Source organism: Martelella sp. UBA3392 (assembly GCF_002358775.1).
Classification (GTDB): domain Bacteria; phylum Pseudomonadota; class Alphaproteobacteria; order Rhizobiales; family Rhizobiaceae; genus Martelella; species Martelella mediterranea.
Genome location: NZ_DEPM01000167.1, coordinates 1 through 24,599, shown reverse-complemented (window position 1 = coordinate 24,599; position 24,599 = coordinate 1). Strand labels below are relative to the sequence as shown.

The 24,599-nt window shown below is 62.0% G+C and carries 19 protein-coding genes and 2 pseudogenes; 6 read left to right on the top strand and 15 right to left on the bottom strand.

What is annotated here, in order from left to right; translation table 11 throughout:
- Positions 1–68 precede the first annotated feature (68 nt).
- Positions 69–262: pseudogene (locus B4E36_RS12720) on the top strand (PhnE/PtxC family ABC transporter permease); the annotation flags it as partial.
- Positions 263–419: 157 nt separating this feature from the next.
- On the opposite strand, the gene B4E36_RS12715 reads toward B4E36_RS12720, so the two are convergent.
- The 3 genes from B4E36_RS12715 to B4E36_RS12705 form a co-directional block, all read right to left on the bottom strand.
- Entirely contained in the window at positions 420–1,547 is a 1,128-nt protein-coding gene (locus B4E36_RS12715) for a siderophore-interacting protein (RefSeq protein WP_292056859.1), read from the bottom strand.
- Positions 1,548–1,549: 2 nt separating this feature from the next.
- Positions 1,550–2,578, bottom strand: coding sequence for an ABC transporter substrate-binding protein (locus B4E36_RS12710; RefSeq protein WP_292056858.1), 1,029 nt, complete (start codon positions 2,576–2,578; stop codon positions 1,550–1,552).
- A gap of 104 nt (positions 2,579–2,682) precedes the next feature.
- Entirely contained in the window at positions 2,683–4,833 is a 2,151-nt protein-coding gene (locus tag B4E36_RS12705; RefSeq protein WP_292056856.1) for a TonB-dependent siderophore receptor, read from the bottom strand.
- 198 nt (positions 4,834–5,031) lie between these two features.
- Between B4E36_RS12705 and B4E36_RS12700 the strand changes: the two genes are divergently transcribed.
- On the top strand, positions 5,032–5,700 hold the full coding sequence (locus B4E36_RS12700; protein WP_292056854.1) for a TetR/AcrR family transcriptional regulator: 669 nt from the start codon (positions 5,032–5,034) through the stop codon (positions 5,698–5,700).
- Positions 5,701–5,922: 222 nt separating this feature from the next.
- Here B4E36_RS12700 and B4E36_RS12695 read toward each other — a convergent pair whose 3' ends face one another.
- The 7 genes from B4E36_RS12695 to B4E36_RS12665 form a co-directional block, all read right to left on the bottom strand.
- Entirely contained in the window at positions 5,923–8,670 is a 2,748-nt protein-coding gene (locus B4E36_RS12695) for an autotransporter domain-containing protein (RefSeq protein WP_345900422.1), read from the bottom strand.
- A gap of 136 nt (positions 8,671–8,806) precedes the next feature.
- On the bottom strand, positions 8,807–10,111 hold the full coding sequence (locus B4E36_RS12690) for an HlyD family type I secretion periplasmic adaptor subunit (protein WP_292056848.1): 1,305 nt from the start codon (positions 10,109–10,111) through the stop codon (positions 8,807–8,809).
- Positions 10,098–11,930: a type I secretion system permease/ATPase gene (locus tag B4E36_RS12685; protein WP_292056846.1), complete on the bottom strand. Its 1,833-nt coding sequence runs from the start codon at positions 11,928–11,930 to the stop codon at positions 10,098–10,100. Before B4E36_RS12685 ends, B4E36_RS12690 begins: the two co-directional genes overlap by 14 nt.
- Positions 11,931–11,940: 10 nt before the next feature.
- On the bottom strand, positions 11,941–12,741 hold the full coding sequence (locus B4E36_RS12680; protein WP_292056844.1) for a hypothetical protein: 801 nt from the start codon (positions 12,739–12,741) through the stop codon (positions 11,941–11,943).
- A gap of 83 nt (positions 12,742–12,824) precedes the next feature.
- Entirely contained in the window at positions 12,825–15,476 is a 2,652-nt protein-coding gene (locus tag B4E36_RS12675) for a TonB-dependent receptor (protein WP_345900421.1), read from the bottom strand.
- Between the two features lie 144 nt (positions 15,477–15,620).
- On the bottom strand, positions 15,621–16,622 hold the full coding sequence (locus B4E36_RS12670) for a FecR family protein (RefSeq protein WP_345900420.1): 1,002 nt from the start codon (positions 16,620–16,622) through the stop codon (positions 15,621–15,623).
- A gap of 48 nt (positions 16,623–16,670) precedes the next feature.
- Positions 16,671–17,162 carry an RNA polymerase sigma factor gene (locus tag B4E36_RS12665; RefSeq protein ID WP_292056837.1) on the bottom strand — a complete coding sequence of 164 codons (492 nt, stop codon included), beginning with the start codon at positions 17,160–17,162 and terminating at the stop codon, positions 16,671–16,673.
- 296 nt (positions 17,163–17,458) lie between these two features.
- Here B4E36_RS12665 and B4E36_RS24325 point away from each other — a divergent pair.
- From B4E36_RS24325 to B4E36_RS12650, 3 genes and pseudogenes are all read left to right on the top strand, one after another.
- A pseudogene (locus tag B4E36_RS24325) lies at positions 17,459–17,673 on the top strand (IS3 family transposase); the annotation flags it as partial.
- 302 nt (positions 17,674–17,975) lie between these two features.
- Positions 17,976–18,272: an NnrS family protein gene (locus B4E36_RS12655; RefSeq protein ID WP_292056833.1), complete on the top strand. Its 297-nt coding sequence runs from the start codon at positions 17,976–17,978 to the stop codon at positions 18,270–18,272.
- Between the two features lie 8 nt (positions 18,273–18,280).
- Complete coding sequence (locus B4E36_RS12650; RefSeq protein ID WP_292056832.1) at positions 18,281–19,474, top strand: NnrS family protein; 1,194 nt, start codon at positions 18,281–18,283, stop codon at positions 19,472–19,474.
- A 5-nt stretch (positions 19,475–19,479) separates the two neighbouring features.
- Here the strand turns inward: B4E36_RS12650 and B4E36_RS12645 are convergent, their stop codons facing one another.
- Positions 19,480–20,169 (bottom strand): NnrU family protein, encoded by a 690-nt coding sequence (locus B4E36_RS12645; RefSeq protein ID WP_292056830.1) that lies wholly within the window; start codon positions 20,167–20,169, stop codon positions 19,480–19,482.
- Positions 20,170–20,298: 129 nt separating this feature from the next.
- On the opposite strand from B4E36_RS12645, the gene B4E36_RS12640 reads away from it, so the two are divergent.
- Positions 20,299–20,742, top strand: coding sequence for an RrF2 family transcriptional regulator (locus tag B4E36_RS12640; protein ID WP_292056827.1), 444 nt, complete (start codon positions 20,299–20,301; stop codon positions 20,740–20,742).
- A 79-nt stretch (positions 20,743–20,821) separates the two neighbouring features.
- Here B4E36_RS12640 and B4E36_RS12635 read toward each other — a convergent pair whose 3' ends face one another.
- From B4E36_RS12635 to B4E36_RS12620, 4 genes are all read right to left on the bottom strand, one after another.
- Positions 20,822–21,643 (bottom strand): creatininase family protein, encoded by an 822-nt coding sequence (locus tag B4E36_RS12635; protein WP_292056826.1) that lies wholly within the window; start codon positions 21,641–21,643, stop codon positions 20,822–20,824.
- Positions 21,640–22,692, bottom strand: coding sequence for an ADP-ribosylglycohydrolase family protein (locus B4E36_RS12630; protein ID WP_292056825.1), 1,053 nt, complete (start codon positions 22,690–22,692; stop codon positions 21,640–21,642). Before B4E36_RS12630 ends, B4E36_RS12635 begins: the two co-directional genes overlap by 4 nt.
- 3 nt (positions 22,693–22,695) lie before the next feature.
- Complete coding sequence (locus B4E36_RS12625) at positions 22,696–23,631, bottom strand: carbohydrate kinase family protein (RefSeq protein ID WP_292056824.1); 936 nt, start codon at positions 23,629–23,631, stop codon at positions 22,696–22,698.
- The coding region (locus tag B4E36_RS12620; protein WP_345900419.1) for an ABC transporter ATP-binding protein at positions 23,628–24,599 on the bottom strand (972 nt) is incomplete at its 5' end. The genes B4E36_RS12625 and B4E36_RS12620, both read right to left, overlap by 4 nt.

Sequence of the window (24,599 nt, the reverse complement as noted above, 5' to 3'; positions counted from 1 at the left end):
TTGGCGGTGTTACCGAGCCGAACTGGGCCCGCCTTGCCGAAGGCTGGGCGCGCGAGGCGCGTTTCTCTGCTGGCTTGCTGACGCTGTCCTTCGCGACCATCGGCTTTTATCCAAGCTCCTGGCCGAGGACATCGAGGACATAGACGAGGCACAGGCGGAAGCCGTCCGGGCCACCGTCGCCTCGCGGCTGCAGATGAGCAATTACGCCGTCCAGCCGCAGGTGATGCCGCGGCTTATCGGCCTGTCGCTTTACCGACTCGACTCAACCTGCTGGCCTGGCCGCAGGTGACCATGATCGTCATTCTGGCAACGGTCATCATGTCGGAATGGGTCTCGGTCCGCGTCCGCCGCGCAATCATCTAGCTCGGTTCAGGGCCGGCGGGCGTATTGCTGCGGGAACATTGCCCGACAGCCATCCGTCACTCCGGCAAATAGGCAGTCGCGCCTTCCGCGATGATCTGTTCTTCACTGAGCGAGCGGTGCCAGTGCGAATAGAAAACCATCCGCTCGCGCGGCAGGCCACGCTCATGGCGCAGCAGGCGGTGGATCTTGCGAAACGCCTTGTGTTCGCATCCGCCCCAGAAGAAGACGGATGACAAATCGGCGGGCCATGAGACGTTACGGACCGCTTCCTCCAGAAGCGAGGTCGTCCCCGCCGGTTTTCCGTTGCGAAAGAGCCAGTTTACGGTGATGCCGGGCGGAAAGTGGAGGTCCGGGACGTCATCGGGGCTGTCGACTTCGATGAAAGCATGACCTGTCGCAGACCTGACGAGCGCTTCCATCATGCGGGCAATGCCGGGAAGCGCCGTCTCATCGCCGGCGAAGACGTAGAATTCCGCCTGTTCGAGGCCATTGGCGGCAGGCCCGACCATGCCGATAATATCGCCGGGCCCGGCCTCCATGGCCCAGCGCGTTGCGGGCCCGGCCTTGGGATGAAGCGCGAAATCGATCGTCACCTCGCCTTTTGCAGCATTGATGGCGCGGATGGTATAGACGCGCGTGTCGAGCTTGCGACCTTCGGGCCAGATGATATGGCCATTGGCATCGAGGCCCGGCCATTCCGGCCGCAGCGTTCCCCTCGGCTGGAAGATGAGCCGACAGTGAAGCTGGTCAATACGGTCAAACCGGCCAAGGTCCTCACCGGCAAACACGATGCGGCGCATGTGCGGGGTGATCAAGAATGTGCGAGCAACCTTCACAACGCGCAGTTCATCGAAGGGCGTCAGACCGGTGTCGTCGCCAGACCACCTGATGACTGGTTTCTCGCTGGCGGCAATGAAGGAGATCGGGCCATAGAGCGCATATTTCAGTCTGTTGAGCGATGCTGTGTCATTCGCTTCAACAGTCAGAAATAGTTTGCCGGGTCCGATTTCAAGCATGCCCAGGCCGATATCCGTGACGACCCGACAGCTCTCGTTCTGCCGAATGACCTGCATGTCATGGGTGGCGATGGATTCGACAATCGGTTCAAAGAAATCATCAATTCTTGGGAAATCGACCTTCGCTTCTGCCCGAAACCGCATGCCCAGAGAGGTTTTCTCTCTCATGCTCAGCCCTCCAGCGCTGTCCAGAGCGGGCCTTCGATGGGCGTGCTCATGAAGCGATCGTTGATTTCGGCCAGCGTCTGCGCCGGATCGATCGCGGCGCAAAGTTCGGGATGCTGCCATTTGGCCGCGCATTCGATGAACAGGATATTGAGCGGTGGCGCGGCGATCAGCCCGGTCCAGATGCCATAAACCCGGTTGTCGCGAACCGCATCGAGCTCGCTGAACCCCGTCCGGCCGATCAGCCGTTGCAGCCCCTCGCGGCCTTCCTCGGGATCGATGCCGGGGCCGATCGCCGGGCGGCCGCCGGCAAACCAGCCGCCTCCGGAGGCGATATAGACGTCGAATGGCGTCGACAGGAGGTGTTCAAGTTGCAGCTTCTGATACCAGGCTTCGGTCACGCCCGGCAGGGTCTGACCGCCGGCAAGCGCCAGAAGCTCGCCCCAGACGGTCGTACCTGCCGCCCAGCAGCAATCATCGACCGTTGACATGATTTCCAGATAGGTCGTCATCGGCGCGACGTCCGTCAGGCAAGCACGGACACGGTCTAGGTGACTGTCGACGAATGAAAGATAGTCCTCGGCGCGCGCGCCCTCCTTCAGCACCTCGCCCCACATCCGCATATGCCGGCCAAGATTTTCCACCGGTCCGGGCCTTGCTCCGCCATCAGGTTCTGCATTGGTGGCTAGGTCGGAGAAGACAACCGGAATGCCGAGTTCTGACAGGCGCTGGACCAGAAGGTCGTCTTCTCCCAGCGGGGTCATGTAGAAATTGGATATGACGAGATCGGGCTCCAGCCTGACAATGCCTTCGAGCGAGATCGTGTCCGGCCCTTGCTTGCCGACTTCCGCGATCTGATGATCGCCTGTCAGTTGCGCCTGAAGCAAGGGGGCATCGATCCGGTCCACCGCCGCCCAGCCGACGACGCGCGCTGCCGGATCGTCAACCAGCATCGCCATGCTGATGATGTCGCGCGCCTCCAGCAGGACGATGCGCTTCGGAGTAGCGGGCAACAGCACGCTGCGGCCGGTCATGTCTGTCACGGTAACCGGGCCGGATGCCGCTGCAGGTCGGAAAGACACCAGACCGCCCAACAGAAGAGCGCCGCAAAACGAACGTCGATCCAGCATCATACGCGTCACCATTTGTAGTTCAGACCGGCCAGAAACTGGCGACCATCGCCATACTGGCAATAGAAGCCGGTGCTGCAGCTGGCATAATAGTCTTCGTCAAACAGGTTAGTGATGTTGAAGGTCGCCTCGAGCCCCTTCAGCTTTTCGCTGCGGGCGCCGAAGTCGTAGCGCAGCGCCGCATCGACCAGCGTATAGCCATCAACCTTCACCGTATTGGCATCATCGGCATAGCTTGCGCCGACGAAGCGCAGCCCCGCACCGGCGGAGAAGCCTTCCAGCGCGCCGGACATAAAGGTGTAGTTCCCCCAGACGGAGCCGTAATAATCCGGCACAGCCTGCGGCCCGTTGCCCTCATTTGCAGCAATGAACGTCTTTTCATATTCGGTATCGAGAAGCGTCAGCGCCGCGATCAGTTCAAACTCTTCCGTCAGGTTGCCGCGCGCCTCGAATTCGAGCCCGCGCGAACGGATCTCGCCCGCCTGTCGGCTGAAGCCCAGGGCGTCCGGCACCAATGCGTTCTGCTGGGTGATGTCGAAGGCGGAGACCGTGAACAGCGCGTCCCAGCCGACCGGCTCATACTTGATGCCGATCTCATACTGCTCCGCTTCGCTCGGCACAAAGGGCTGACCGGCGGCATCGACGCCGATCACCGGCTCGAACGATGTCGAATAGCTGACATAGGGCGAAATGCCATTGTCGAAGGCATAGAGAAGGCCGGCCTTGTATGTCGTGGCTTCGTCCGACTGGCTGGAGGTGGTGCCTGCCAGACGATTGGTCGACTCCTGCTCGGTCCAGTCCTGGCGAATGCCGAGAACGGCATGCAGTCCGCCAAAGCTCATCTGGTCCTGAAGATAGATGCCCGTCTGCTGAAGCGTCTGCTTGCTGTCGATGATCGTCATCAGCGGTGCAATCGGCTGGCCGTAAACGGGATTGACGACGTTCAGCGCGGGCGCTGCGCCATATTGATACTGCCAGTCGCTATCCGAATGCTGATAGTCGAAGCCAAAGAGCATGGTGTGTTCGACGGCGCCGGTATCGAACTCGAAGGTCAGCCGGTTGTCAGTCGAGACGCCACCGACATGTTCGATCGAACGCAGCGCCTGCCGGGGAATATCGCCATTGGCATCAAGGGGTGCTGCCATCTGCAGCGAGCGGAAATCGATATCAACATCGGAGTAGCGAAGCGCGGACTCGAACTTCACGCTGTCGCTGAAATAGTGCTCGAAGTCGTAACCAATGCCATATTGCTCGCGATTGAAATAGTCGTAGTTCGGATCGCCGATATTCACGTCTCGGCCGAGATAGGGCTGATATTCCTCTGGCGCCAGAAAGGTCGGGTAGATCGAGTTGAAATAGCCGCCCTCCGGGGTGTTCTGGTAGTAGCCGGAAATCGTCAGCGACGTATCCTCGTCCGGCTGCCAGGTCAGCGATGGCGCAAAGCCGTAGATTTCTTCATCGACATCGTCATAGCGCGTGCCGGAGGACCGCCCGATGCCGGTGAAGCTGTAAAGCAGGCTGTCGTCTTCGCTCAGCGAACCGCGCGAGGTGATGCCGCCCTGGACCCGGCCAAACGAACCGCCCTGCAGGAAGACCTCATTATAGGGCTCGGCAGAGGGCACGCGGCTGACCTGATCGACAAGCCCGCCAGGGCTCATCTGGCCGTATAGCACGCCGGATGGACCCTTGAGAACGTCGATACGGTCAAGCAGGTAGGGATCGATGGCCACCTGGGCAAAGGCCTGACCGCGCGGCAGCTTCAGCCCGTCCAGATAGCTGACATAGCTCGTCGCCGTCCCGAACGCGCCGAAACCGCGCATGAAGATCGAGTTGTAGCGGGTATTGGCATCCCGGTCGGAAAGAACGCCGGCGGTGTAGCGCAGCGCCTGGCTGACGGTCTGCGGGCTCTGCTCGTCCATCTGCTTGCGCGTTACCGTGGTCACCGATTGCGGCGTCTCGATCACCGGCGTCTCGGTCTTCATTGCCGCCGATGTGTCCCGGACAAAGACGGCGTTACCGGATTCGGCCTGAAGGCCGGCCTGGGTCTCAACCGTCACGGGCTCCAGGATGGTCGTCGCTTCCTGAGCCAGAACCGGGCCTGTGAGCGCAAGAAAGCTCGTAGTGGCGGAAAGCAGGGCAAGCCTTGGGGCCGTTGTCATCGCGTATCTCTTTCTGTCCGAAAATCCTTCGTTAAATCCGCCTAACAAAACGGGACGGTCTCGTCCAGTTATAATTATGACTTTTCTACTCATATTTATTGTCGTTGCAACACCGCAACAGAACGGTTGCGTTTGGTTTCCGTCGACGGATAAAGTCGGCTGACTGAAAGAGTGATCCGCTTGAAACGAAAGAATGTGATGAGCCAGAAACCAGACCGCGGCGACACCGTGACGGCGCAGCGCCCGCCCCGCCCCCGTGGCGGTCGCCCCTCCAAGGCGGAAGCGGCGAAGCTGGAACGACACATCCTCGAGACGGCGGCAAACCTGTTCGCCACCCAGGGCTTTGCGGCCACATCGATGGAGCAGATCGCCAGCGCCTGCGGCGCGGGCAAGGATACGATCTACCGCCGCTATCCATCGAAGACCGCGCTGTTCAGCGCCCTGATGACCGGACTTCAGGCAGAGGTTCTGGCTGATCTCGAAGCCGCCCTGCGCCGGGACGGCACGGCGCTTGAGCGCCTTCGGGACTATACGCGCGCCATCCTCGCCGCCAATCTGCGGCCGCATTTGGTCGCCCTTAACCGCGTCGTGCTCAGCGAGCCCTCCGCCCTTGGCGAACGCAAGCCGGATGATGAAGACCCAATCATGCAACGCCTGACCGGCCTTGTGGAAGAGGCCCAGAGCAGCGGCGCGCTCACCGCTGGCGATGCCGCATTCCTCGCAACCCAGCTTCTCTACGCCACATCGATAAGGCCGCTGATGTCAAAGCTGTTGGGTGAAGCCGAATTTGAAGAGAAAGCAGCGCAGGACGATTATTTCTGTCGCGCCTGGGATTTGTTTCTCAGCGGTGCAGCGCGGCAGGGCTGAACGAAAGGCGACTGAAAAAAGGCTTCCGCCTGACAATCGAGACATAGGATGCAGACCGAAACGGCTGGCTGGCTGGCGGAGTCTCGGGACATGGCTGGCTGGCTGACCGCTACGATCTTCGAATTCCCCGTCGGGAAACCCGAAGCTGCGAGCGCGCGCCGCAACGGCGCGATGCTCCTGTTCAACAGAGTGACCTGTTCCTAATGCACAGTTGCGGTCCGATCAGAACCGCACGCGCAGATCCGCGTTCAGTCCCTGATCCCGCGCGTTTTCGCCGAACTGGCCGGCATAACCGATGCCGATCGTCGCCGATTCCGTGACCTGGAAATCCAGCCCCGCTTCGATGATCGCGGTGTTGCGGTCGAGCGGCGTTCCGAAGACCGTGAAGTCGTTGCCGGTGGCAAAGCGTGCGGTCGTCTCGGTGTCCACATCGCCGAAGGCATGCATCCAGCCAAGCGTGCCGCGCGCCGAGGTCGCCACGCCGCCGAGGTCGAAATCGGTCGCCGCGCGCAGGCCGATCGTGGTGAAGGTCGTGTTCATGGTCTGGCCGTCGACCGTCAGCGCGCCCGTGCCGCCGGTTTCGGTGAAGCCATCGGTCTTGACCTGAACGAAGGACAGGTTGGCGAAAGGCTCGACCGCCGCCGGGCCGAGATCGACATTGTAGGCGAGTTCGCCGAAGGCGTTGAAGCTGTCGGCGTCATATTCACCCGTGAGGGTTTGGTCGAGGGCGGGCACGTCCCGCGTCGCCTTTGCATTGTGCCATGTATAGCCGAGCCCGCTGCGGACGGCGAAACCGTTCAGCTCCATGCCGGCATAGGCCGCCAGAATGTAGTCGTCGCTTTCGCCGCTGGACTGGTCGATATCGAAGGACGAACGGGTGTAGCCGGCCGCCACGCCGAGACGCCACATGTCATCCACCAGCATGTCGGCGCCAAGCAGGAAACCGCCGCTCTTCAGATCGGCGTCCGAACTGCCGTCCGTGCCGTCGATCTTGCCCCAGGTTCCGAGGCCGCTACCCCAGACGGCAAAGCGGCCCTCATCGAAGCCATCCTCCGCGACATTGGGGAAATCTCCGGTGGAGTCGGCCTGCGGTTCTTCCGCATAGCCGAGCGCATCCGTCGAGGGCGGCGCGACGCTTCCCGGCGCGGCACCGCGCAGATGGTTGTTGATGACGGCGTTGACCGTCAGCGCATTCTGCATCAGCGCCGATTGACCGGATGCGTAAACGACGCCCGAGAGCTGTTCATAGGTCTCGAGCGCCTCATCGACGCCGAGCATGAGCATGCTGTTGTAGAGCGCCAGGGAATCCCCGGACTGATCCAGCGAATCGAGCGCCTGCGCAACGGCATACTGGTTCTTGGTCTCGGCGATCGGCGTGAAGACGCCGGGATAGTCCGCGCCGCCATCATCGCCGCCGCCATCACCGCCGCCGCCATCACCGCCATTGTCGCCGCCGCCATCATCGCCGCCCTCGCCTTCGCCCTCGCCGATCAGAGTCACCGTCAGCCTGGCGTCATTGCCCTCATATGTTGTCGCGACATCGAGAAAGGCGGAGGTGCTGAGCGTCTCTTCGAAACTGCCCTCAAGCGAGCCGGCGGAGAGGATCGTGTAGGTCTGGCTCTGCTGATAGCTGGTCGAATCGTCGAGCGAGCGCACGCGCACCGTGCCGCCATTCAGCGTCGCCTTACCTGAAACGCTGACAAGGTCACTGGCCGCGCCCGTCAGGTCGACGGCATAGGAGGAGCCGCTCTCAAATGTCAGGTCGCCATTGACGGTGAGCGTGCCGATCGCATTGCGCAGGCCTGGTGCAAGCGCGCCGCCAGATGCGATCGTCGCGGAGCCGATCGTGCCGACGCCGCCGAGCACGCCCGAACCGCTGGCCGAAAGCGTGCCGCCGAGCGCGCCGTTCACCAGCAACGTGCCGCCCGTGACCTCCGTCGAACCGGTGAAGGCGGAACTGTCTCCCGAAAGCGTGGTCACGCCGGCGAGTTGCTTGATCGTCGCCGTGCCCGTCTCCGAATTGGTCATCACATGCGAAAAGTCGTAGTTCGACTCGGTGTGATTGAAGGCGAGTATGCCTTCGCCATCGCCGAAGAAGATACCATTGGCCGAATTGATTGTGCCGGCGGCCGCGGCGGCCTCGCCCTCGGCGGCGCCGATGTTCACCGTGCCGGTCGTACCGGAATACTTTGTGCTCCGGGTGATCTGGAGTACCTCGGTGGCATTCACGACTGCGCCGTCGGAAATCGTCAGCGATCCGCTGGACCGCTCATCGTCACTGCCGCGATAGCCGACCGTCAACCTCGCTGCCGTCAGACTGGAGCCGTTGCCGGTTACGACGACCGTTCCCGTTCCGCCATCGAATGTGCCAACATTGAAAGAAGAGGCCGTTGAGAAGCTGGCCCGCTCCGAGATCGTCACGGTTCCGGCACCGCCTATCCCTCCGCCGATATTGACCGTCCCCTCGACAGCCAGAGTGGTCCCGATCCCTGTCAGGGTAAGTGTTCCTGAATCTCCCTCCCCCGGGGCGATGGTCACGCCGCCAACATTCAGGACCTTGGCGCCGCCGGAAACGACAAGTACGCCTGTCCCGTGCTTGCCAATGTCGATCTGGCCTTTGATAACAGGCATACGGGGATTGGTCAGGTCCCATTCCGTGCCCCGGCCTGTCACGGTCATGACACCGTTTTCAATTGCCGCGTTACCTGAATTCAAGCTGCCTCCGGAAAAGGTCAGGGTGCCGCTGCCATTGCTGTCACCCACCTGCAGCGTGCCCGCGACGGCATCGCCGCTCGCAATCGTGACCTTGCCGCCATTTCTGATGTAGGCCGAAGCCTGCACGCTCGGCAGCATGCAATCGCTCCAGTTGCAAGCGGTGAACCAGTCTCCATCGCCCACGACCCAATCCGAGGCCTTGAGCGGTGTCGCAGCGCCGAGCACGGTCGAGGCGAGAAAGACACTGGCGAGCACGCGCCGCCGCGTCCTGCCGGCCGTCCCCTTCGATGCGCCTGATGCACTTTCAACGCGATACATCTTTACAAACATTCTACTTGGTCCCTCTGTCTTCAAAAAGGACGCCGCCGACGCGGACGTCCGGATTTCTCGGTTACTGTTCACGGAATGCCTTCGCGATCTGGTCGGAAAGCGGTTTGACGAAATAGGAAAGCGCGGTGCGATCGCCGGTGCGGATCATCGCCTCGGCGGGCATTCCGGGCACCAGCGCCAGTTCGCCAAGCCTGGCGATTTCTCCGGCGGGCACCGAAATGCGGATGAGGTAATAGGAAAGGCCGCTCTGCTCATCGGTCGAAAGGTCGGCCGCAACGCGGCTGACATAGGCTTCGAGCTCCGGCGTCGTCCTGAGATTGAAGGCGGACAAGCGCAGCATGGCCTTCTGGCCCGGCCGGATCTGGTCGATGTCCTGCGGGCGGATGCGCAGTTCGAGCGCAAGGTCGTCTCCCTCCGGCACGATCAGCATCACCGGTTCGGCCGGCGAAATCACGCCGCCGACAGTGTGCACGGCAAGCTGATGCACCACGCCGGCCTGGGGCGCGATAATGTCGACGCGCCTGAGTTCGTCCTCCGCGGCAACCCTGCGCTCCACATATTCGCCCATCTCCGCCTGGACTTCGCGCAGCTCCTGGCCGACCTCGGTCTTGAGGTCATTGTCGATGGAGAGGATCTGCAATCTGGTTTCGGCAATTTTTCCGGCCGCCTGCGCCTGATAGGCGATCTTTTCGCCGCGCTCGCCGCCGAAAGTGGCCGCCTCGGTGCGCAGGCCGTTCAGGCGCTGGACGGAGACGATCCCCTGTTTGAACAGCGCCTCCTGCGAGGCGATTTCGCCCTGCAGCACCTCAAGCCCTTCCGCATAGGCCATCTCCTGCGCCCTCAGTCCCTCGATTTCGTGCCGATACTGGGCAATCCGCTCCTCGAGCTGCGCTTTCCGGCCGGCGCGCGACTCGCGGCGGAACACGAACAGGCTCGTCTCGCTGTTGATGATGGACGCGACCTCGGGCTCATCGGCGCGTTGTGTCAGCCCCGATGGGAAAGTGATCGCGTCGCGATCGTCCCGCTCGGCCTGCAGGCGGGCAAGCCTTGCCGTGAGTTCATCCAGCCGCTTCACGACGATCGCGAGATTGGCGCGGGTCTGGGTGGCGTCGAGCCGCATCACAACATCGCCGGCCTCGACCGTGTCGCCCTCGCTGACGAATATCTCGCCAACCACGCCGCCCGTGGGGTGCTGAACCTTCTTCACATAACTGTCGACGACGAAATGTCCGGATGCCACGACGGCGCCGGAAAGACTGGTCGCCGCCGCCCATGTGCCGATGCCGCCGACAAGCAGAAGGCTGACGGCAAGTCCGGCAATCAGATGACGGCGGATCGAATGGGAAACCGCATCAATGCGCGCCATCGGGCACCTCTTCCAATGCATTCGATTGCGGGCCGGCCGGCGCGGACGCCGCATCGGCGATCACGCGCAACGGCGTCAGCCCGACGCCCGTCGCCGGGAACCCGCGTGAAGTAACGGACGATGCTGGCTGAAGAACGCGGGACAGGACGTCATCGCGCTTGCCGAAAGCCTTCTGGCGACCGTTTTCGAGCATCAGCAGGAAATCCACGGCCTCGATGGCACTGGGACGATGGGCGACGACCACCGCGATCCCGCCGCGCGCCCGCACGCCCGCGATCGCCCGGATGACCGCCGCCTCTCCGGCCGCGTCGAGATTGGCATTGGGCTCGTCCAGCACCAGAATGAAGGGCTTGCCGTAAAGGGCGCGTGCAAGGCCGATCCGCTGGCGCTGCCCCGCCGAGAGCGCCGAACCGCTTTCGCCGATCTGGGTTTCGTATCCCTTTTCGAAGCGCAGGATGAGTTCATGCACGCCGGCGGCCTCCGCCGCCTCGACGATCCGGGCTGGGTCCGCGCCGGGCTCGAAACGCGCGATATTCTCGGCGATCGTGCCGTCGAAAAGTTCGACGCCCTGCGGAAGATAGCCGATATGACGCCCCAGCATGACGCGGTCCCATTGGTCGAGGCTCGCGCCATCGATCCGCACCTTGCCGGCTGCCGGCAGCCAGACGCCGACGAGCGCACGCACGAAGGTGGATTTGCCGGACCCCGAAGGCCCGATCACGCCGAGCGCATTGCCCGCTTCGATCTTCAGGCTCACGCCCGCAAGGTTCGGAGATTTCTGTCCCGGCGGGACAATCGCGAGCCCCTCGACCCTAAGGTCCCTGCCCGGCTCCGGAAGTTGCAGGACGGATGCTTCGGCGGGAACATGTGCCAGCAGTTCCCTGAGCCGTCCCCAGCCCTGCCGTGCCATCAGGAACGAGCGCCAGTTCGAGATGGCCGTATCGACGGGTGCGAGCGCGCGGCCCATCATGATCGAGCTTGCGATCATCACCCCGGCGGTCACCTCCTGGCGGATGACAAGATAGGCGCCAACGCCCAGAATGGCGGACTGGAGCATGATCCGAAGGGTCCGGGAGAGCGAACCGAGCCCGCCGGAGACATCGCCGGCCTTGCGGTTGGCATCGAGATAGGCGCTGTTGGCGTCCTGCCACCGGGCCGCCAGCACGCCTTGCAGCCCCATGGCGCGAACGACCTCGGCATTGCGGCGCGCCCCTTCCATCATGGCGTTGCGCGTCACGCCGCGCGCGCTGACATCGCGCACCGCCTTCTGCGAAAGCGCGTTGGCGAGCAGCGTCACCGCGATCAGCAACGTCGCGCCGATGAGAGCGGTCATGCCGATCCAGAAGTGGAACAGGAAGCAGATGCCCAGATAAAGCGGCATCCATGGCAGATCGAAAAACGCCGTCGGCCCGTTGCCGCCCAGAAAGCCGCGCACGCTGTCGAGGTCGCGCAGCGGCTGCAGCCCGTCGCCATTGACGCGCGTCAGAAGCGGCGTTTTCAGGATCGCATCGTAGACCCTGCTGGAAAAGGCGCCATCGAAGCGTTCGCCGATCCTGAGCAGCACGCGGGCGCGCAAGGCGTCGAGAACCGCCTGGAAGGCGTAGAGACCCGCCGCCAGCACCGCCAGGCCGACAAGTGTGGGAACGCTGCCGCTCGCCAGCACGCGGTCATAGACCTGCAGCATGAACAGCGGTGAGGTCAACGCCAGAAGATTGACTACACCGCTGATCAGGCCAATGCCCACGGCACTCCCTGCGACCGGGAAGGATACCGTCGCAGCACTATGCTGCGACGGAACCTGTCTGGATGGTCCAAACATTCGTTCCTACCTAGGCGAAAACGAAGTTGTCGGTGGAAAGCTCGGAAACAGTCACGCCAGCCAGCGTGATCGAGCCATGGCCGCCGAGATCGATGTAGGCACCGTCAACGGTATCGGATGCAGCATTGATGATCTCGCTGTAGCTGTCATAGGCCGTGTCGTTCAGGCCGATATAGATATCTTCGTTGGCAGCGTCGAAATCCGTGATGGTATCGTTGCCGATGGCGCTCGCGCCGGTGTCATCCAGCACAAAGCGGAAGGTATCGTTGCCCGAACCGCCGGTCAGCGTGTCGTCGCCGCCAAAGCTGGACTGGGTATCCGCTCCGGCCGTGCCGATCTGCTCCGTGCCCTGTTCGGCGAAGAAATCATACATGCCAGGGAAATTCGTGCCGAAAACGGTCTGGCTTTCGAGTGACCCGTAGTTCGACAGAACGTAGATCGCATAGGTAAAAGTACTCGAGCTGCCGACATTCACGCTGCTGACGTCAATGAGAAGCTCGTCCGTCTGAACATATTCGGAAGAGCCGCCGTCGTAGTGAATTCCCTCGCCGAAATTCAGCGACTCGATCTCCCCGGAAAAACGTCCGGTCGAATATGTGAAGTCGTCGCCATTCAGAATGACGCTGGAAGTCGGCGTGTCGCCGGGATCCGTCGGGTCATATTCCGTGCCGGCACCCCATTGGGTGTAGGTGCCGCCTGAGGCCGGGTTGAAGAACCCGTGATCATAATAAGTGTAGTTGCTGCTCCAGGAATTGAAATAGCCGAGCAAATCGTTGCTGTAGCCATTCTGCTGCGTGATCGTAACTGCCATGGTCCTTTTCCTTCCAAGTTGATGGCGTTCCTCACATTATCCGTCCGGGGACGGACCCCTGTTCGCGGTTGAAGCCGCGAAATTCAAAACGTCAGATTGAGCGATGCCGTGAATGTCCTGCCAGGCGCCGGCAGGTCTGCGGTGCCCATCGAGGGCACGTAGGCGAGATCAGTCACGTTATCGATCGCGAAACGGAGCGCGGCGGTGTCGTTGAACACCCACGAGCCGTAAAGATCGTAGACCGTGTAGTTCTCGACATCGTAGGTTTCGATGTCTCCGGCCTTGCCGCCGTTGGAATGGGTCAACCGGCCGCCGAGCGTCAGGCGCTCGTCGAAGAACCGCAGCCCCGCATCCATGGTCAGGTAGAAGGTCGGCGGCACATAGAGCGTGTCGGAACTCAGCACGTCTCCGGGCTTGAACGGCTTGCTCGTCCCCGATCCCGGTGCCCTTTCGCCGTAATAGGTGTAGGTGTCGGCATAGTCGGTATCGAGAAGGGTTGCCGAGGCGCCGATATAGAACCGCCCGACATCGTAATTGGCCTCGAACTCGATGCCCTTCATGTAGCTTGCGCCATTGAGATTGACGAAGGACTGATAGGCGCGTTCGCCGGTCTCCTTGTAGACGTGGCCGAGCGCGATATAGTCGTCGACCTTGCGGAAGAAGCCGACGGCCTTCATCCTGAAACTGTCATCCCACTGGAGCCATCCGTCCCGGGCATAGTTGACCCCGATCTCGTAGGTATCGGCGCGCTCGGCCTTGAGGTCAGGATTGGGCGCATAGGTCAGCGGCGAACTGCCGATATAGTGCTGACCGCCCCAAAGCTGCTCCATCAGCGTCGGCGGGCGGAAGGTCTTCGCATAGCGGACAAAGGGCTGAAGACCGTCCCACGGTCCGAAGGCCGCCGTCACGGAAGGCAGGAATGCACCGTCGGAACGGTCGATATCGACGTCTTCCTTGACCCACTCCGTCCAAGCCTTTTCGCCCGTGCACAAACTGCGCCATGATTGGGTCTCCTCATCCCAAACGCGGCCGCATTGATACGTGGAAGGGTGGTTTTCTATCCAGACATAGGATCCCGTTCCCTTGATCCTGTACCAGTCATAGCGAAGCCCGCCGGTGAGCGAGAGCCAGTCGGTGGGCTCCAGTGTCGCGCTGGCGAAGCCACTGAAAACATCGCGCGTCCCCGTCGGGTTGGGTCCGGTAAGCCCGGCATTGTCGCTGAGACCTGTGGCACTGTTAATGTAGTCGGCGTCGACGGTTGTCTTGCCGTCATCGTGGAAGCCCTCGATGCCGTAATTGACGGTGAGATCGCCGAGCGGCGTTTCGAAGAAGCTGGTATTGTCGATGCTTCCGCCGAACGTACCGAGCTCGTAATGTGCAGGTGCTGCAAGGATGACGCCGATCAGAAGCTGTTCGAATTCCTGATCGTTCTGCAGGTGGTTGTACCAGAGGTTGACATCGAGATCGACGAGATCGCTCAGAGGGTCCCAGCCGAGATTGGCGGTGAACGTGTTGTTGACCACGTCATACTCGGATTCCTGCGTGCCGCCTTCCAGCGTGCCGGCCGTGATATAGCCGCCGGTGCTGAACTTGGAACTGTTGCGCAGCCAGGAGAGCGTCAGGTCGAGATCGTCTGTCAGTTGGGCCTCGGCCTTGAGGATGCTCGATTCCACCTCGGAACCGGTGAACACCGATACGTTGTCCGACGTGGTCTCCGGATTGAGTTCGATATCGCCGTTCGTGCCGATCTCGTAGGCGCCGATCTTCTTGCGGCTGTAGCCCGCCAGAACCGAGAAACTGTCCGTCAGTTGCGTCGCCGCCGCGATGGAACCGTCGAAATTGAATTCGTTGGAACCGCCGGTTCCATTGAAGGAGAGCCCCCAGTCCTTGTCGCCGGTGATCAGATCGTCGGCGATGATGGTGCGGAAATTGACCGATCCGCCGAGATTGCCCGCCCCGCCGACACCTGAGCCGCCCATCTTGTCGATGTCGATCTCGCGGATGAAGGCAGAATCCACATAGGCGCGCGACGTGGTGCCGTGGCCGGCGATCTGAAAGTTCTGGCGGGCGCCATCGACCATGGTGACGACGCGGTTCTGATCCTGAAGACCGCGAATATTGACTGAAATGCCGGGGTCCTGGCCATTGGAACGGTTGGCATAGACGCCCGCGACATTGTCGAGAAGATCGCCCGCGCTGCGCGACGGCGCGCCGAGAATGGCCTCGCGGGAGACAACGCTGACGGAGCCAGCGGTGTCGTAGACCCAGTCCGGCGTACCCATGAAACCGGCGCCCGACGCCCCCTGAACCCCGGTCGTGACAAAAACCGGCTCAAGCAGCGTCGCCTCGGGATCGTTCATGTACGATATGTCGTCAAAGGACATCGACGAGGCGATGCTCACCGAGCGCGGCCCCGTGACCTGATACTGCAACCCGGTTCCCTGCAGCGCGAGCCCGAGCGCTTCGGTCACCGAGAACCGGCCGCTGACGGCGGTCGTCAGCGTATCGGATGGCACATCGCCGCCATAGAAGATGCGCCAGCCGGTAAGGGCACCGATCCTGGCAACGGTCGAGCCCAGGACCGAAGGCTGAAGGTTGAAATCGTAAACGGAAGTTTCGACAGCAGCGCTGCCGGCAGAGGTTTGTGCGTAAGCCGGAACGGCAAAGGCGACCGACGACAACAACATCGAAGCGAAGCAGAACCGACGCCGCTCGCCCGCTACTCGATACAACATAAATTGAGCATTCCCTGTTTTATCCGCGCCGAACCCGGCGGGAGGCAACCGTGCCTCTCATCAGCTAAAACAAGTGAGATCGCTAAAAGCGAACTTTTTTACTCAAGTTTTTTTTGGAGGCGTCATCTCCACCCTGGCAGAAGATCAGTAGATGACGATCAACCAGGGTGTTAAGCGCTGAACCCGAGCGTCGACGGTCGAGGCGATGGCCTGGATCGCCTGCTCCGGATCATCGGTCGGGAAGCTTCCGGAAACCAGACGCTCGCCGATTTTTCCGCGTGTCACGACCCTGGCGGGCAGATAGCGCTGCAGCGTTGCCATCACCTTGTCGACGGGCTGGCGATCAAAGGAGACCTGTCCATTCATCCAGCCGAGCGCGAGGCTGGTATCGACGTTCCGGACGCTGCCCGGGACGCCATCATCGACATCGACCATTTCCGAAGCACCCAGCAGAGCCGCGTTTTCGCCGCTGCCCGAAACCTTGACCGAACCGGTCTCGACAACCACCGTGACGTCATCGCCAAGCCTGTCAACATCGAACGCCGTGCCGGTAACCTCGACCCGGCCCTTGCCGGCCTCGACGGTGAAGGGCGCGGGAAGGCCGTGCCTGACCTCGAAAAACGCCTGGCCGCGCAGGATCTCGACATCCCGCCGCGCGCTGCCGTCAAAATCAAGCGCCAGCGCGGTATCCGGACCGAGCGTGACGGTCGAACCATCGGGAAGCGGATATTCCCTGATCTGGCCATAGGCGGTCACCACATCGGCCCGCCAGTCCTGCAGCATATTGGAACTGAAAATCAGGAGCGCGGCACAGGCCGTCAGGATGATCGACGCCACCAGAGCGGCCGGCGCAAAGAAACCGGAACGTTGCGTGTGCCGCCGCACCGGCGGGCGACACTCGCCGCCGGCGGCGACGGCGGCAGCCGGCGCGCCCATCATCGCCCACAGGCGGGAAGCCTCGTCATAGGCCCGCCTGTTTCTCGGGCTGTCGCACAGCCACCGCTGAAAGGATGCCTCGGTCGCCGCCGATGTGTTGCCGTCCCGGCGCGCCAGCCAGGCATAGGCGGCTTTCCGCTCCTCGCCGCTCAGCGTGATGGACTGCATGGCCACCTCTTCAAGCTCACTGTTGTTCTCTTCCTTGCTCATGTTCGGCCGGCCTTCCCGGTGCTGTGCGCTACGTAGTTTCACACACATTCAGGCGGAAAAGTAGTCATCGATCGCGGAACGGCAATGTTCCATCGCCCGCACCAGATGCTTTTCGACGGCGCGAACCGATATGCCGAGATCGGCGGCGATGTCGGCATTGTTCTCACCGTGCAGGCGACGTCTTATGAAGATGGTCCGGGTTCGCTCGGGCAATTCCGCAAGCGCCGCTTCCAGAGCCGTCATCGCCTGCGTGCTCTCAACCGCATCCTGGGAAGATGGCGAGCCGTGATAAAGCTGCTCGGTCGTCAGCGCCGACATGATCCGCGAACGCCGGGAACGGCCGGAAAGATAGTTCAGGCTCTCGTTTCGCACGGTCGCGAACAGGATTTTGGTGCTCTCTTCCTCGCTTTGCCGGCCTTCCGCCGCCAGAAGCTTGGCAAAGGCCGTCTGAACGATATCGGCGGCGGCTTCGCGGTCATGGACCCTGCGAAAGGCGATCTGCTCGACATGTCCCCGATGCATGGCGAAAAGCCGCGCCAATTGGTGTTTCCACGAAGTCATAAGAAACCAACGCTCCTTGCAACCTGCAGCCGATTTTAGATTGCGCGTTCGAGGTCGCCCATGCCCACAAAGCCGATGATCATTTGCCAGCATGGAAGCGCTCTCCGAGGTGAGCTATTAAACATGATTAATTAATTCAAGTTTATTTTCTGCACGGCGTTTATGAATTTTTCGTTGCGATCCACGGGGAATTTTCATGAAGGCTGAAAGACGGGGCCCGAAAAAACTGAACAGCGGGAATAATTGGAATGTCTGCCTGACTTCAGCATAAATGCCGGAAACCTAGCCCGGCATTCAAGGCGAAAGTGGCGTTTGCCGCCAGCCAGAGTAAGCAGCCGGTGGTGGAATTATCCCTGCAGTTCGATGTGCCCGCCAGTTCAAGCAATGGAGAGATCAGTTCCTTGAGGGGGCGACCTGCGAATTTGGCAATGAAACCAAGGCGGAACTGGCAGGGCCAATCGTTGATGTCAAAACCCTTGATGCCTCGGTCGCTGTCGAGCATGCGGCTATTGGTTGCATGCCGTTCAAGGATTCTCGGCATCGCAGTATGCGCAAATAACCGGTCTCACTGCGTCAACTTGACCCGCCCCTGCAGCAATCGTTGACCGATCTCATAAAAGATGAATACAAAATACATGTTTTATCTTTGACGTGTTCGCCAGCGACCGTCCCATACCCAGACCGGTGTGCCCTTGTTCCGTTTATTCAGCCTTTCGTTTCTCGCGCCAACCACCACAATGGCCCCGACGCAAGCCGCAGATCATGTCATGAACATGCTCAACCGGGTTGACGATGATATTCGAGCCCGGCCTGCTCACCATTCAGCCCGGCAACGAAGCGCACTGTGTCGCCGGGCTAGGACACACGGGGCAGCCGCTCGCATTTTCCGTGGAGACGAGGATAGCAATCGCACTGATCGTTATCGCGATCGCAATCCGAACTCTTCCCGAATTCGGGATCGCATCCGAACTCGTCGGTCACCATCACGCAGTGGAGGCAATTTTCAGGGCCGGCGGCTTTCTGCTCTGGCTAAGGGTCTACTGGCCGGCGTTCTCCGATCCTGCAACACTCAACCAACATGATCGCTGAGAAGAACAATGACGACAATGGCAAGACTGCGCGCATGGCAGGGTCCGGCGATTTTCAGCTATGGCTTCCGGCCCTTCTTCCTTTTCGGCGCACTTGACGCCGCCCTGCTGATCGCGCTCTGGGTGCCCTGGTATCTGGGCTTCATCCAGGTGCCGAGCATGTTCACGCCCGTCTCATGGCATGTCCACGAACTGCTTTACGGCTATGTTCCGGCGATCATCGCGGGCTTTCTTTTGACCGCCGTTCCCAACTGGACGGGACGTCTACCGGTGGTCGGTTGGCCGCTTGCGGGCCTGTTTGGCCTCTGGCTTGGCGGGCGAGTCATCGTCGCCTTTTCGGTTTCGCTCCCGCCCGCCCTTGTCTATCTCGCTGCCCTTGCCCTCCCTCTGGCGCTGATCGGTTTTCTGACCCAGGAAATCCTGGCCGGACACAATTGGCGGAACCTGAAGGTGATCGTGGTCCTTTCGCTGTTTACCACCACGCAGATCCTGTTTTACTACGAAAACATCCGCTACGGCACGTCGGTCTATGCCGAACGCGCCGCCATCGCCCTCGTTATCATGCTCATCCAGATCATCGGTGGTCGGGTGGTTCCAAGCTTTACCCGCAACTGGCTCAAGAAGCAGGGTTCTCCGGTTCTTCCGCCTGCTTTCGGCGAATTCGACCGGTTCGTGATGGTGATGAGCGCAGCCGGTCTTGGCGCATGGATCGCGTTTCCCGCGTTTGACACAAAAGAGCCGGTGCTGGGCTTGCTTCTGATGGCCATCGGCGCCTTCAACCTGTTCCGGCAATGGCGCTGGCGGCCTCTGCAAACCTTTGCCGAGCCGCTGGTCTTCATTCTGCATCTTGCATTCCTGCCGGTCAGTCTCGGCTTCGTCTTCGCCGGCTATGCTGCTTTCACGGGCAATGGGGGCGCTGAAAGTGCGGCGATCCATTGCTGGACTGTCGGCGCCATCGGCGGCATGACGCTTGCCATCATGACCCGCGCCAGCCGCGGCCACACCGGCCATACGCTGACGGCACCGCCGGCCACTGTCGCAATCTATCTGGCGATCATGATTGCACTGGTCCTGCGTCTTGTGGCTGCTTTCAATCCCAACTGGACGTTCACGCTGATGCCCCTTGCCGGTCTGGCGTGGGTCATCGCCTTTGCCGGCTTCTGCATTGTCTACGGACCGATGCTGTTCAAGCCCCGCAGCTGAAACGGTTACAGCCAGGCCAGCGGATCGACGCCGATCAGCAGGCGGTGCCCCTGCAACAGAAACCAGGTATAGAAGGCCAACCCAACGCCCGTCCAAAGCCAGAAATCTCGATCCGCGCGCAGACGCGAGCGCCCTTCAACGAGCGCCAGAAACGGCACGACGGAGGTTTGCGCGCGCACGATCGCCCATTCGGCATCGCCGAGCCGGCGCCGCGCCCTTCGGTCGAGCACAGACATTCCGGCAAGCGCGAGCAGCCCCATGCCGCCAAACAGGATCAGCGACACGACATCCCCGTTCGGCGGAATATGCGCGAGCGACCAGATCAGAAAGCCGATCAGCACAGGGTGGCGGGTTATGGCGGTAATCTTGCCTTGCGCGCCCGCCGCACCGCTGCGCCGGAAGGTGATGGAAAGCCGGTTTTGCGCCGCGAGCCCCGCAGCAATGAACCAGAAGGCGAACGGCATCGCAATCACCGGAACAAGGGCCTGCCAGGGCGCTGGATACCAGAGATAAATCATCGGCGCAGATCGGGCCGCGACGATGATCCAGACCAGAAGCAGGATCGAAAGAAAAGAATAGGCGAAGAGGTAGGCAGGACGCCCCAGCAGGGCAATCAGCCGTGCCCGCACGGGCGGCGCCGGCGGAATGACATGGGCCAGTAGGAAAACGACAATCGCGAGCAGAAAATTCGTCATGTTTTGGTCCCGTCTCCCGCCGACATTTAAGATTCATCTACGATATATGATAATACCGGCAACAGAGAAAATACCCGGATGCGGAACATCCTCTGTGTTCCGCCGCCACAGCATCCACGGAGCGCGCCCATGCGTCTGACAACCTTTTCCGATTATGCGCTGCGCGTGCTGATGTACGCGGCATCAGCCGGTGACCGGCTGATCACCATCGAGGAGACATCGGCCGCCTATGCAATCTCGAAGACACATCTGATGAAGGTCGTGAACGCGTTGACCAGACACGGATATCTGGTCAGCGTACGCGGTCGCTCCGGTGGTTTCCGGCTGGCACTGCCGCCCGAGCGGATCAATCTCGGTGCGGTCGTTCGTGCAACGGAGGCCGATTTCGCGCTTGTCGAATGCTTTGCGACCGGGAACCAGTGCGTGGTCACAAACACCTGCAAGCTGCCGGCGATCCTGAACGAAGCACTCACATCCTTCCTCAACGTTTTCGACCACTACACGCTCGCCGACATCGTGCTCTCGCCTCACGTCTTCGGGCCGGGCTCGCCGCCCCTGCCTTCCCCCTCATAAGGCCAGGCGGCAACGCCTGGATGCAAGCAGGATGAATGCCATGCGCCTTGTCTATGAATTCAAACCGCAAAGCAGTGGGTCAAGCCCGGTATCGCCCCGGCGGCCAGTTGTCCGAGGGCATCGGAGCGTTTGACAGGTCCGTGATCAACGTCGCGAGGCCCCGCGCGGTATATTCCAGCAGCGCCCTGCCCTTGTCGGCCGTTGCACGGCTCGCATTGCCTGTCACGCCGTCAGAGTTGAGGTCCTGCGCCTTCCATCCCAGACCGCCGACGCGCCCACCGCCGGGATTGGCGGAAAGCTGCCCGGTTCTTGCTTCGATTTCATCGACCGATGACGGAAAGTCGCCGAGGTTTTTTGTCACGACAAGTTCCGGATGCAGCGCCAGCATCAGTGACGTTTCGATATCGCCGCCGTGAAAGCCGGTGCGGATCTCATCCTCGGTGAAAAGCCCGTCGGGATAGCCGGCATCGAACCAGGTGGCATAGGCGCCCAGAACGTTGTGGCGCACGCGCTGGTCGAGTGCGACGGCGGCGAGCAGCCCCGCCTGTCCGCCATGGCTGTTGAAGATCAGGATGCGTTTCAGCCCTGTGGAGCGCACCGCGCAGTCGAGCACCCGCGTCCAGGACTGCATCAGATCGGGCGCGGGATGGGCGAGCGAACCGGCATAATCGAGATGTTCCTGCGACGCGCCAACCGGCTGTAACGGCAGGACCACGGCGGGAATATCGTCGCCGAGCCTCTCAAGCGCGGCTGCGACGATGCCGTTGTTGATGAGGCAATCGGTTCCGACCGGCAGATGCGGGCCATGTTGCTCGGTCGCCCCGACGGGCAGTACCGCGACGGTGTTTTTCGGCAGCGCCGCATGTTCCGGCGATGTCATCTCCAGCCAGTAGCGTTTCATCCCTGCTCTCCTGCAATCACCTGTGCATTGAATTTTGCCAGCCCCTCGGCAATGCGCGCGAGATCAAGCCCGTTAACGCTCGATACCTCCTCGATCAGCGCAGCGGGAATGTTTTCCGCGCCGTTCCAGGCGGCGGCAACCGAACCGGCGATCATCGCGATCGTATCGCTGTCATTACCGCCATTGACGGCTGCGACGATCGCTTGCCACGGGTCGCCATCCGCAGCGGCGATGAGGCCGAAAGCATGCGGCACGGCTTCCGCCATGGCAACGCCATTGCCGATCACCTCGATCAGCTCTGCCCGCGCCGCCTCGAGATCCGCCTTGTAGCGGAGACCGACCTCGATGGCGATCTCGATACGGCGCAACACGCCCGCGCCACCAACGATACGACCGCTGCGGCGCGCTTCGGCCTCGCCCTGCCGCGCGCCTTCAATCGCCGCCTCGAAAACCGTCATTGATCGGTCGCCCGAAAGGCCAACGGCAATCGCGCCCGCAACGGCGGAAGCGCCGGCATAGGCGATCTGGGTATTGTGCGTCGGCGCCGACATCAGGCAGGCGAGCCTGACAGCTTCGGAAAGATTGCCAGCCGCCGCGCAGCCCGCTGTCGGCGCGCGCATGGCGCCGCCGTTTGACGTGCCGAACATGCAGGAATAGACCTCCGGCGTGGCCACGGCCTCTGCGGGCGCACCGGCGCGCATCGCTTCCACGGCAATGCGGGTCGTCGGGCCGGCAAAGCGCTGGAACATTTCCTCGTCATGCGACCAGTCGATGAAACCGGCAATCGCATCGGCGGAGACCGGCGGGCGATCAAGCCCGATAATTCGCTTGGCCATAGCCAGCATCTGCGTGGCGTCATCCGTCAGCCGGCCCGGCGCGAGCCCCTTGGCGAAGGGCGTTTTCTCCGGCGGCGTGCGAAAGGTCGTCACCGGCCCGCCGAAAACCCGGACGATTTCATCCGGGTGCATGCATTCGGTGGCGGCGCCCAGCGCATCGGCGACACAGGCAGCCGACAATACGGCCTCGATTGCTTTCGACGTGGTTGCCATTTTCTACAGTCTTTCCTTCATCTTTTCTTTCACTAGCGCCTCGGCGGCTGCGTCGTCGCACCGTCCCGTTTCCAGGAAATGCGCGGCGGCGGCCGTGCCGAAGACCAGCGCCGCGTCAAACCGGCGTCCGCGCCGCATGGCCGTGGCAAGACCGGCCAGAAACACATCGCCTGCGCCGGTCGTGTTGCGCGGCGTCACCCTGAACGCCCCGACGCGATGAACCGCACTGCCGTCGATTGCGACCAGCCCCTCCGAGCCGAGGGTGACGACCGCCTTGCGACGACCATCGGCGGCCAGGAAACGCGCCAGTTCTTCAGCGGCTTCATCGATCGGTCGTTCATTTCCGCTGCGCGCCATCCACGCTTCCAGAACCTGCCGGTTGGTGACCACCAGCGAGGCGAAGGGAAGGATGTTTTCCATTGCCCGCCAGCCCCAGCGCTCGATTTCCGGCAGTTCGAGATCAATCAACCGGTCTATGCCCTTTTCCGCCGCACGGTCGAACAGGCGCGCCACGGCCTCTGGATGGAAGAAGTTGGACACGACCGTGTCATCCGGCTGCAGCGTCACCGTGTCGCCGATCACCGCCAGCGTTTCCACGGGCACCGGATCGATCAGGATCGCCTTCTCGCCGGTGCGGTCGACGATGATGGTGGCGGACGCGGTGATGCTGTCGGCCTTGACGTCAACGGCCTCGGTGCTCATGCCGCGTTCGGCGAGCCACTGCATCAGGATCGCGCCCTCACCGTCATCGCCGATGGTCGAGACCAGCCGGGCATCCTCGCCAAGCCGGCTCAGCGCCCAGGCGCAGTTGAGCGGCGGCCCACCCGCGCGTTCTTCCTTTTCCTTGATGAAGGCCTTTTCATCATGGCCGGGCAGGTCATCGACGCTCAAGACCCGGTCGAGCACGAGCGGGCCGAGACAATAGACGGCGCCGCTCATGGAAGCGCCACCTTCGCGCCGGTTACGGGATCGAACAGCAGCGGCTCGGCCTCATCGATGCGGATATGCGCCGCCTTGCCGAATGCCGGCGGACGCGCTCGCGTCGGCACGGCAATACGATGTTCGCCGAGCGCAACATGCACCAGCCAGGAGCCGCCGATATATTCGCTGGAATGCACCTCGCCGGTAATTGTCAGCGGCCCGGACTCGTCGGCGAAGGAGAGCCGGTCAGACCTCAAGCCGAGCAGAACCGGCTTTCCGTTCTGCCGGTCGATGGCCGCGGCGAGCGACCTTGACGGGGCAAATGCCGTGCCGCCAATGCCGTAGCCCCTGGCTGTCTTATCCACCGGCAACAGGATCGCCGGCGGGCTGCCGACGAAGGTTGCCACAAAAGCCGATGCGGGATGCTCGTAGATCACCTCGGGCGTGTCGTGCTGCAGCACATAGCCATTGGCCATCACCGCCACGCGGTCGGCCATGCTCATCGCCTCTTCCTGGTCGTGGGTGACCATCACCGTGGTGAGCCCGATGCGCTCATGCAGCTCGCGAATATCGACGCGCACGCTTTTTCTGAGCACCGCATCGAGATTGGAGAGCGGCTCGTCAAGCAGCAGCAGTTTCGGGCGGATCACCAGTGCGCGGGCAAGGGCAACGCGCTGCTGCTGGCCGCCGGAAAGCGCGTTGGGCATGCGGGCGGAAAGTCCGTCAAGCTTGACGAGATCGAGCGCCTCCGCCACGCGCCGATCGGCCTCGTCTCCCTTGATGCCGCGCATATCGAGGCCGAAACGGATATTGGCGTCGACCGTCATGTGCGGAAAAAGCGCATACGACTGGAAGACAATGCCGATATCGCGCCTGTAGGTGGGGATCGCGTCCAGCCCCTCGCCCGCCAGGGCCATCTGCCCTTCGGTGGCCTTTTCAAGACCGGCGATGATCTTCAAGAGCGTGGTCTTGCCGCAGCCGGAGGG

Bases quoted from the DNA above. Each gene is read 5' to 3' on its own strand.
- B4E36_RS12680 (WP_292056844.1), bottom strand. From the start codon at position 12,741: ATGGCAGTTACGATCACGCAGCAGAATGGCTACAGCAACGATTTGCTC.
- B4E36_RS12700 (WP_292056854.1), top strand. From the start codon at position 5,032: ATGAGCCAGAAACCAGACCGCGGCGACACCGTGACGGCGCAGCGCCCG.
- B4E36_RS12655 (WP_292056833.1), top strand. From the start codon at position 17,976: ATGATATTCGAGCCCGGCCTGCTCACCATTCAGCCCGGCAACGAAGCG.
- B4E36_RS12650 (WP_292056832.1), top strand. From the start codon at position 18,281: ATGACGACAATGGCAAGACTGCGCGCATGGCAGGGTCCGGCGATTTTC.
- B4E36_RS12715 (WP_292056859.1), bottom strand. From the start codon at position 1,547: ATGAGAGAGAAAACCTCTCTGGGCATGCGGTTTCGGGCAGAAGCGAAG.
- B4E36_RS12690 (WP_292056848.1), bottom strand. From the start codon at position 10,111: ATGGCGCGCATTGATGCGGTTTCCCATTCGATCCGCCGTCATCTGATT.
- B4E36_RS12645 (WP_292056830.1), bottom strand. From the start codon at position 20,169: ATGACGAATTTTCTGCTCGCGATTGTCGTTTTCCTACTGGCCCATGTC.
- B4E36_RS12685 (WP_292056846.1), bottom strand. From the start codon at position 11,930: ATGTTTGGACCATCCAGACAGGTTCCGTCGCAGCATAGTGCTGCGACG.
- B4E36_RS12675 (WP_345900421.1), bottom strand. From the start codon at position 15,476: ATGTTGTATCGAGTAGCGGGCGAGCGGCGTCGGTTCTGCTTCGCTTCG.
- B4E36_RS12635 (WP_292056826.1), bottom strand. From the start codon at position 21,643: ATGAAACGCTACTGGCTGGAGATGACATCGCCGGAACATGCGGCGCTG.
- B4E36_RS12625 (WP_292056824.1), bottom strand. From the start codon at position 23,631: ATGAGCGGCGCCGTCTATTGTCTCGGCCCGCTCGTGCTCGACCGGGTC.
- B4E36_RS12710 (WP_292056858.1), bottom strand. From the start codon at position 2,578: ATGACCGGCCGCAGCGTGCTGTTGCCCGCTACTCCGAAGCGCATCGTC.
- B4E36_RS12670 (WP_345900420.1), bottom strand. From the start codon at position 16,622: ATGAGCAAGGAAGAGAACAACAGTGAGCTTGAAGAGGTGGCCATGCAG.
- B4E36_RS12705 (WP_292056856.1), bottom strand. From the start codon at position 4,833: ATGACAACGGCCCCAAGGCTTGCCCTGCTTTCCGCCACTACGAGCTTT.
- B4E36_RS12640 (WP_292056827.1), top strand. From the start codon at position 20,299: ATGCGTCTGACAACCTTTTCCGATTATGCGCTGCGCGTGCTGATGTAC.
- B4E36_RS12630 (WP_292056825.1), bottom strand. From the start codon at position 22,692: ATGGCAACCACGTCGAAAGCAATCGAGGCCGTATTGTCGGCTGCCTGT.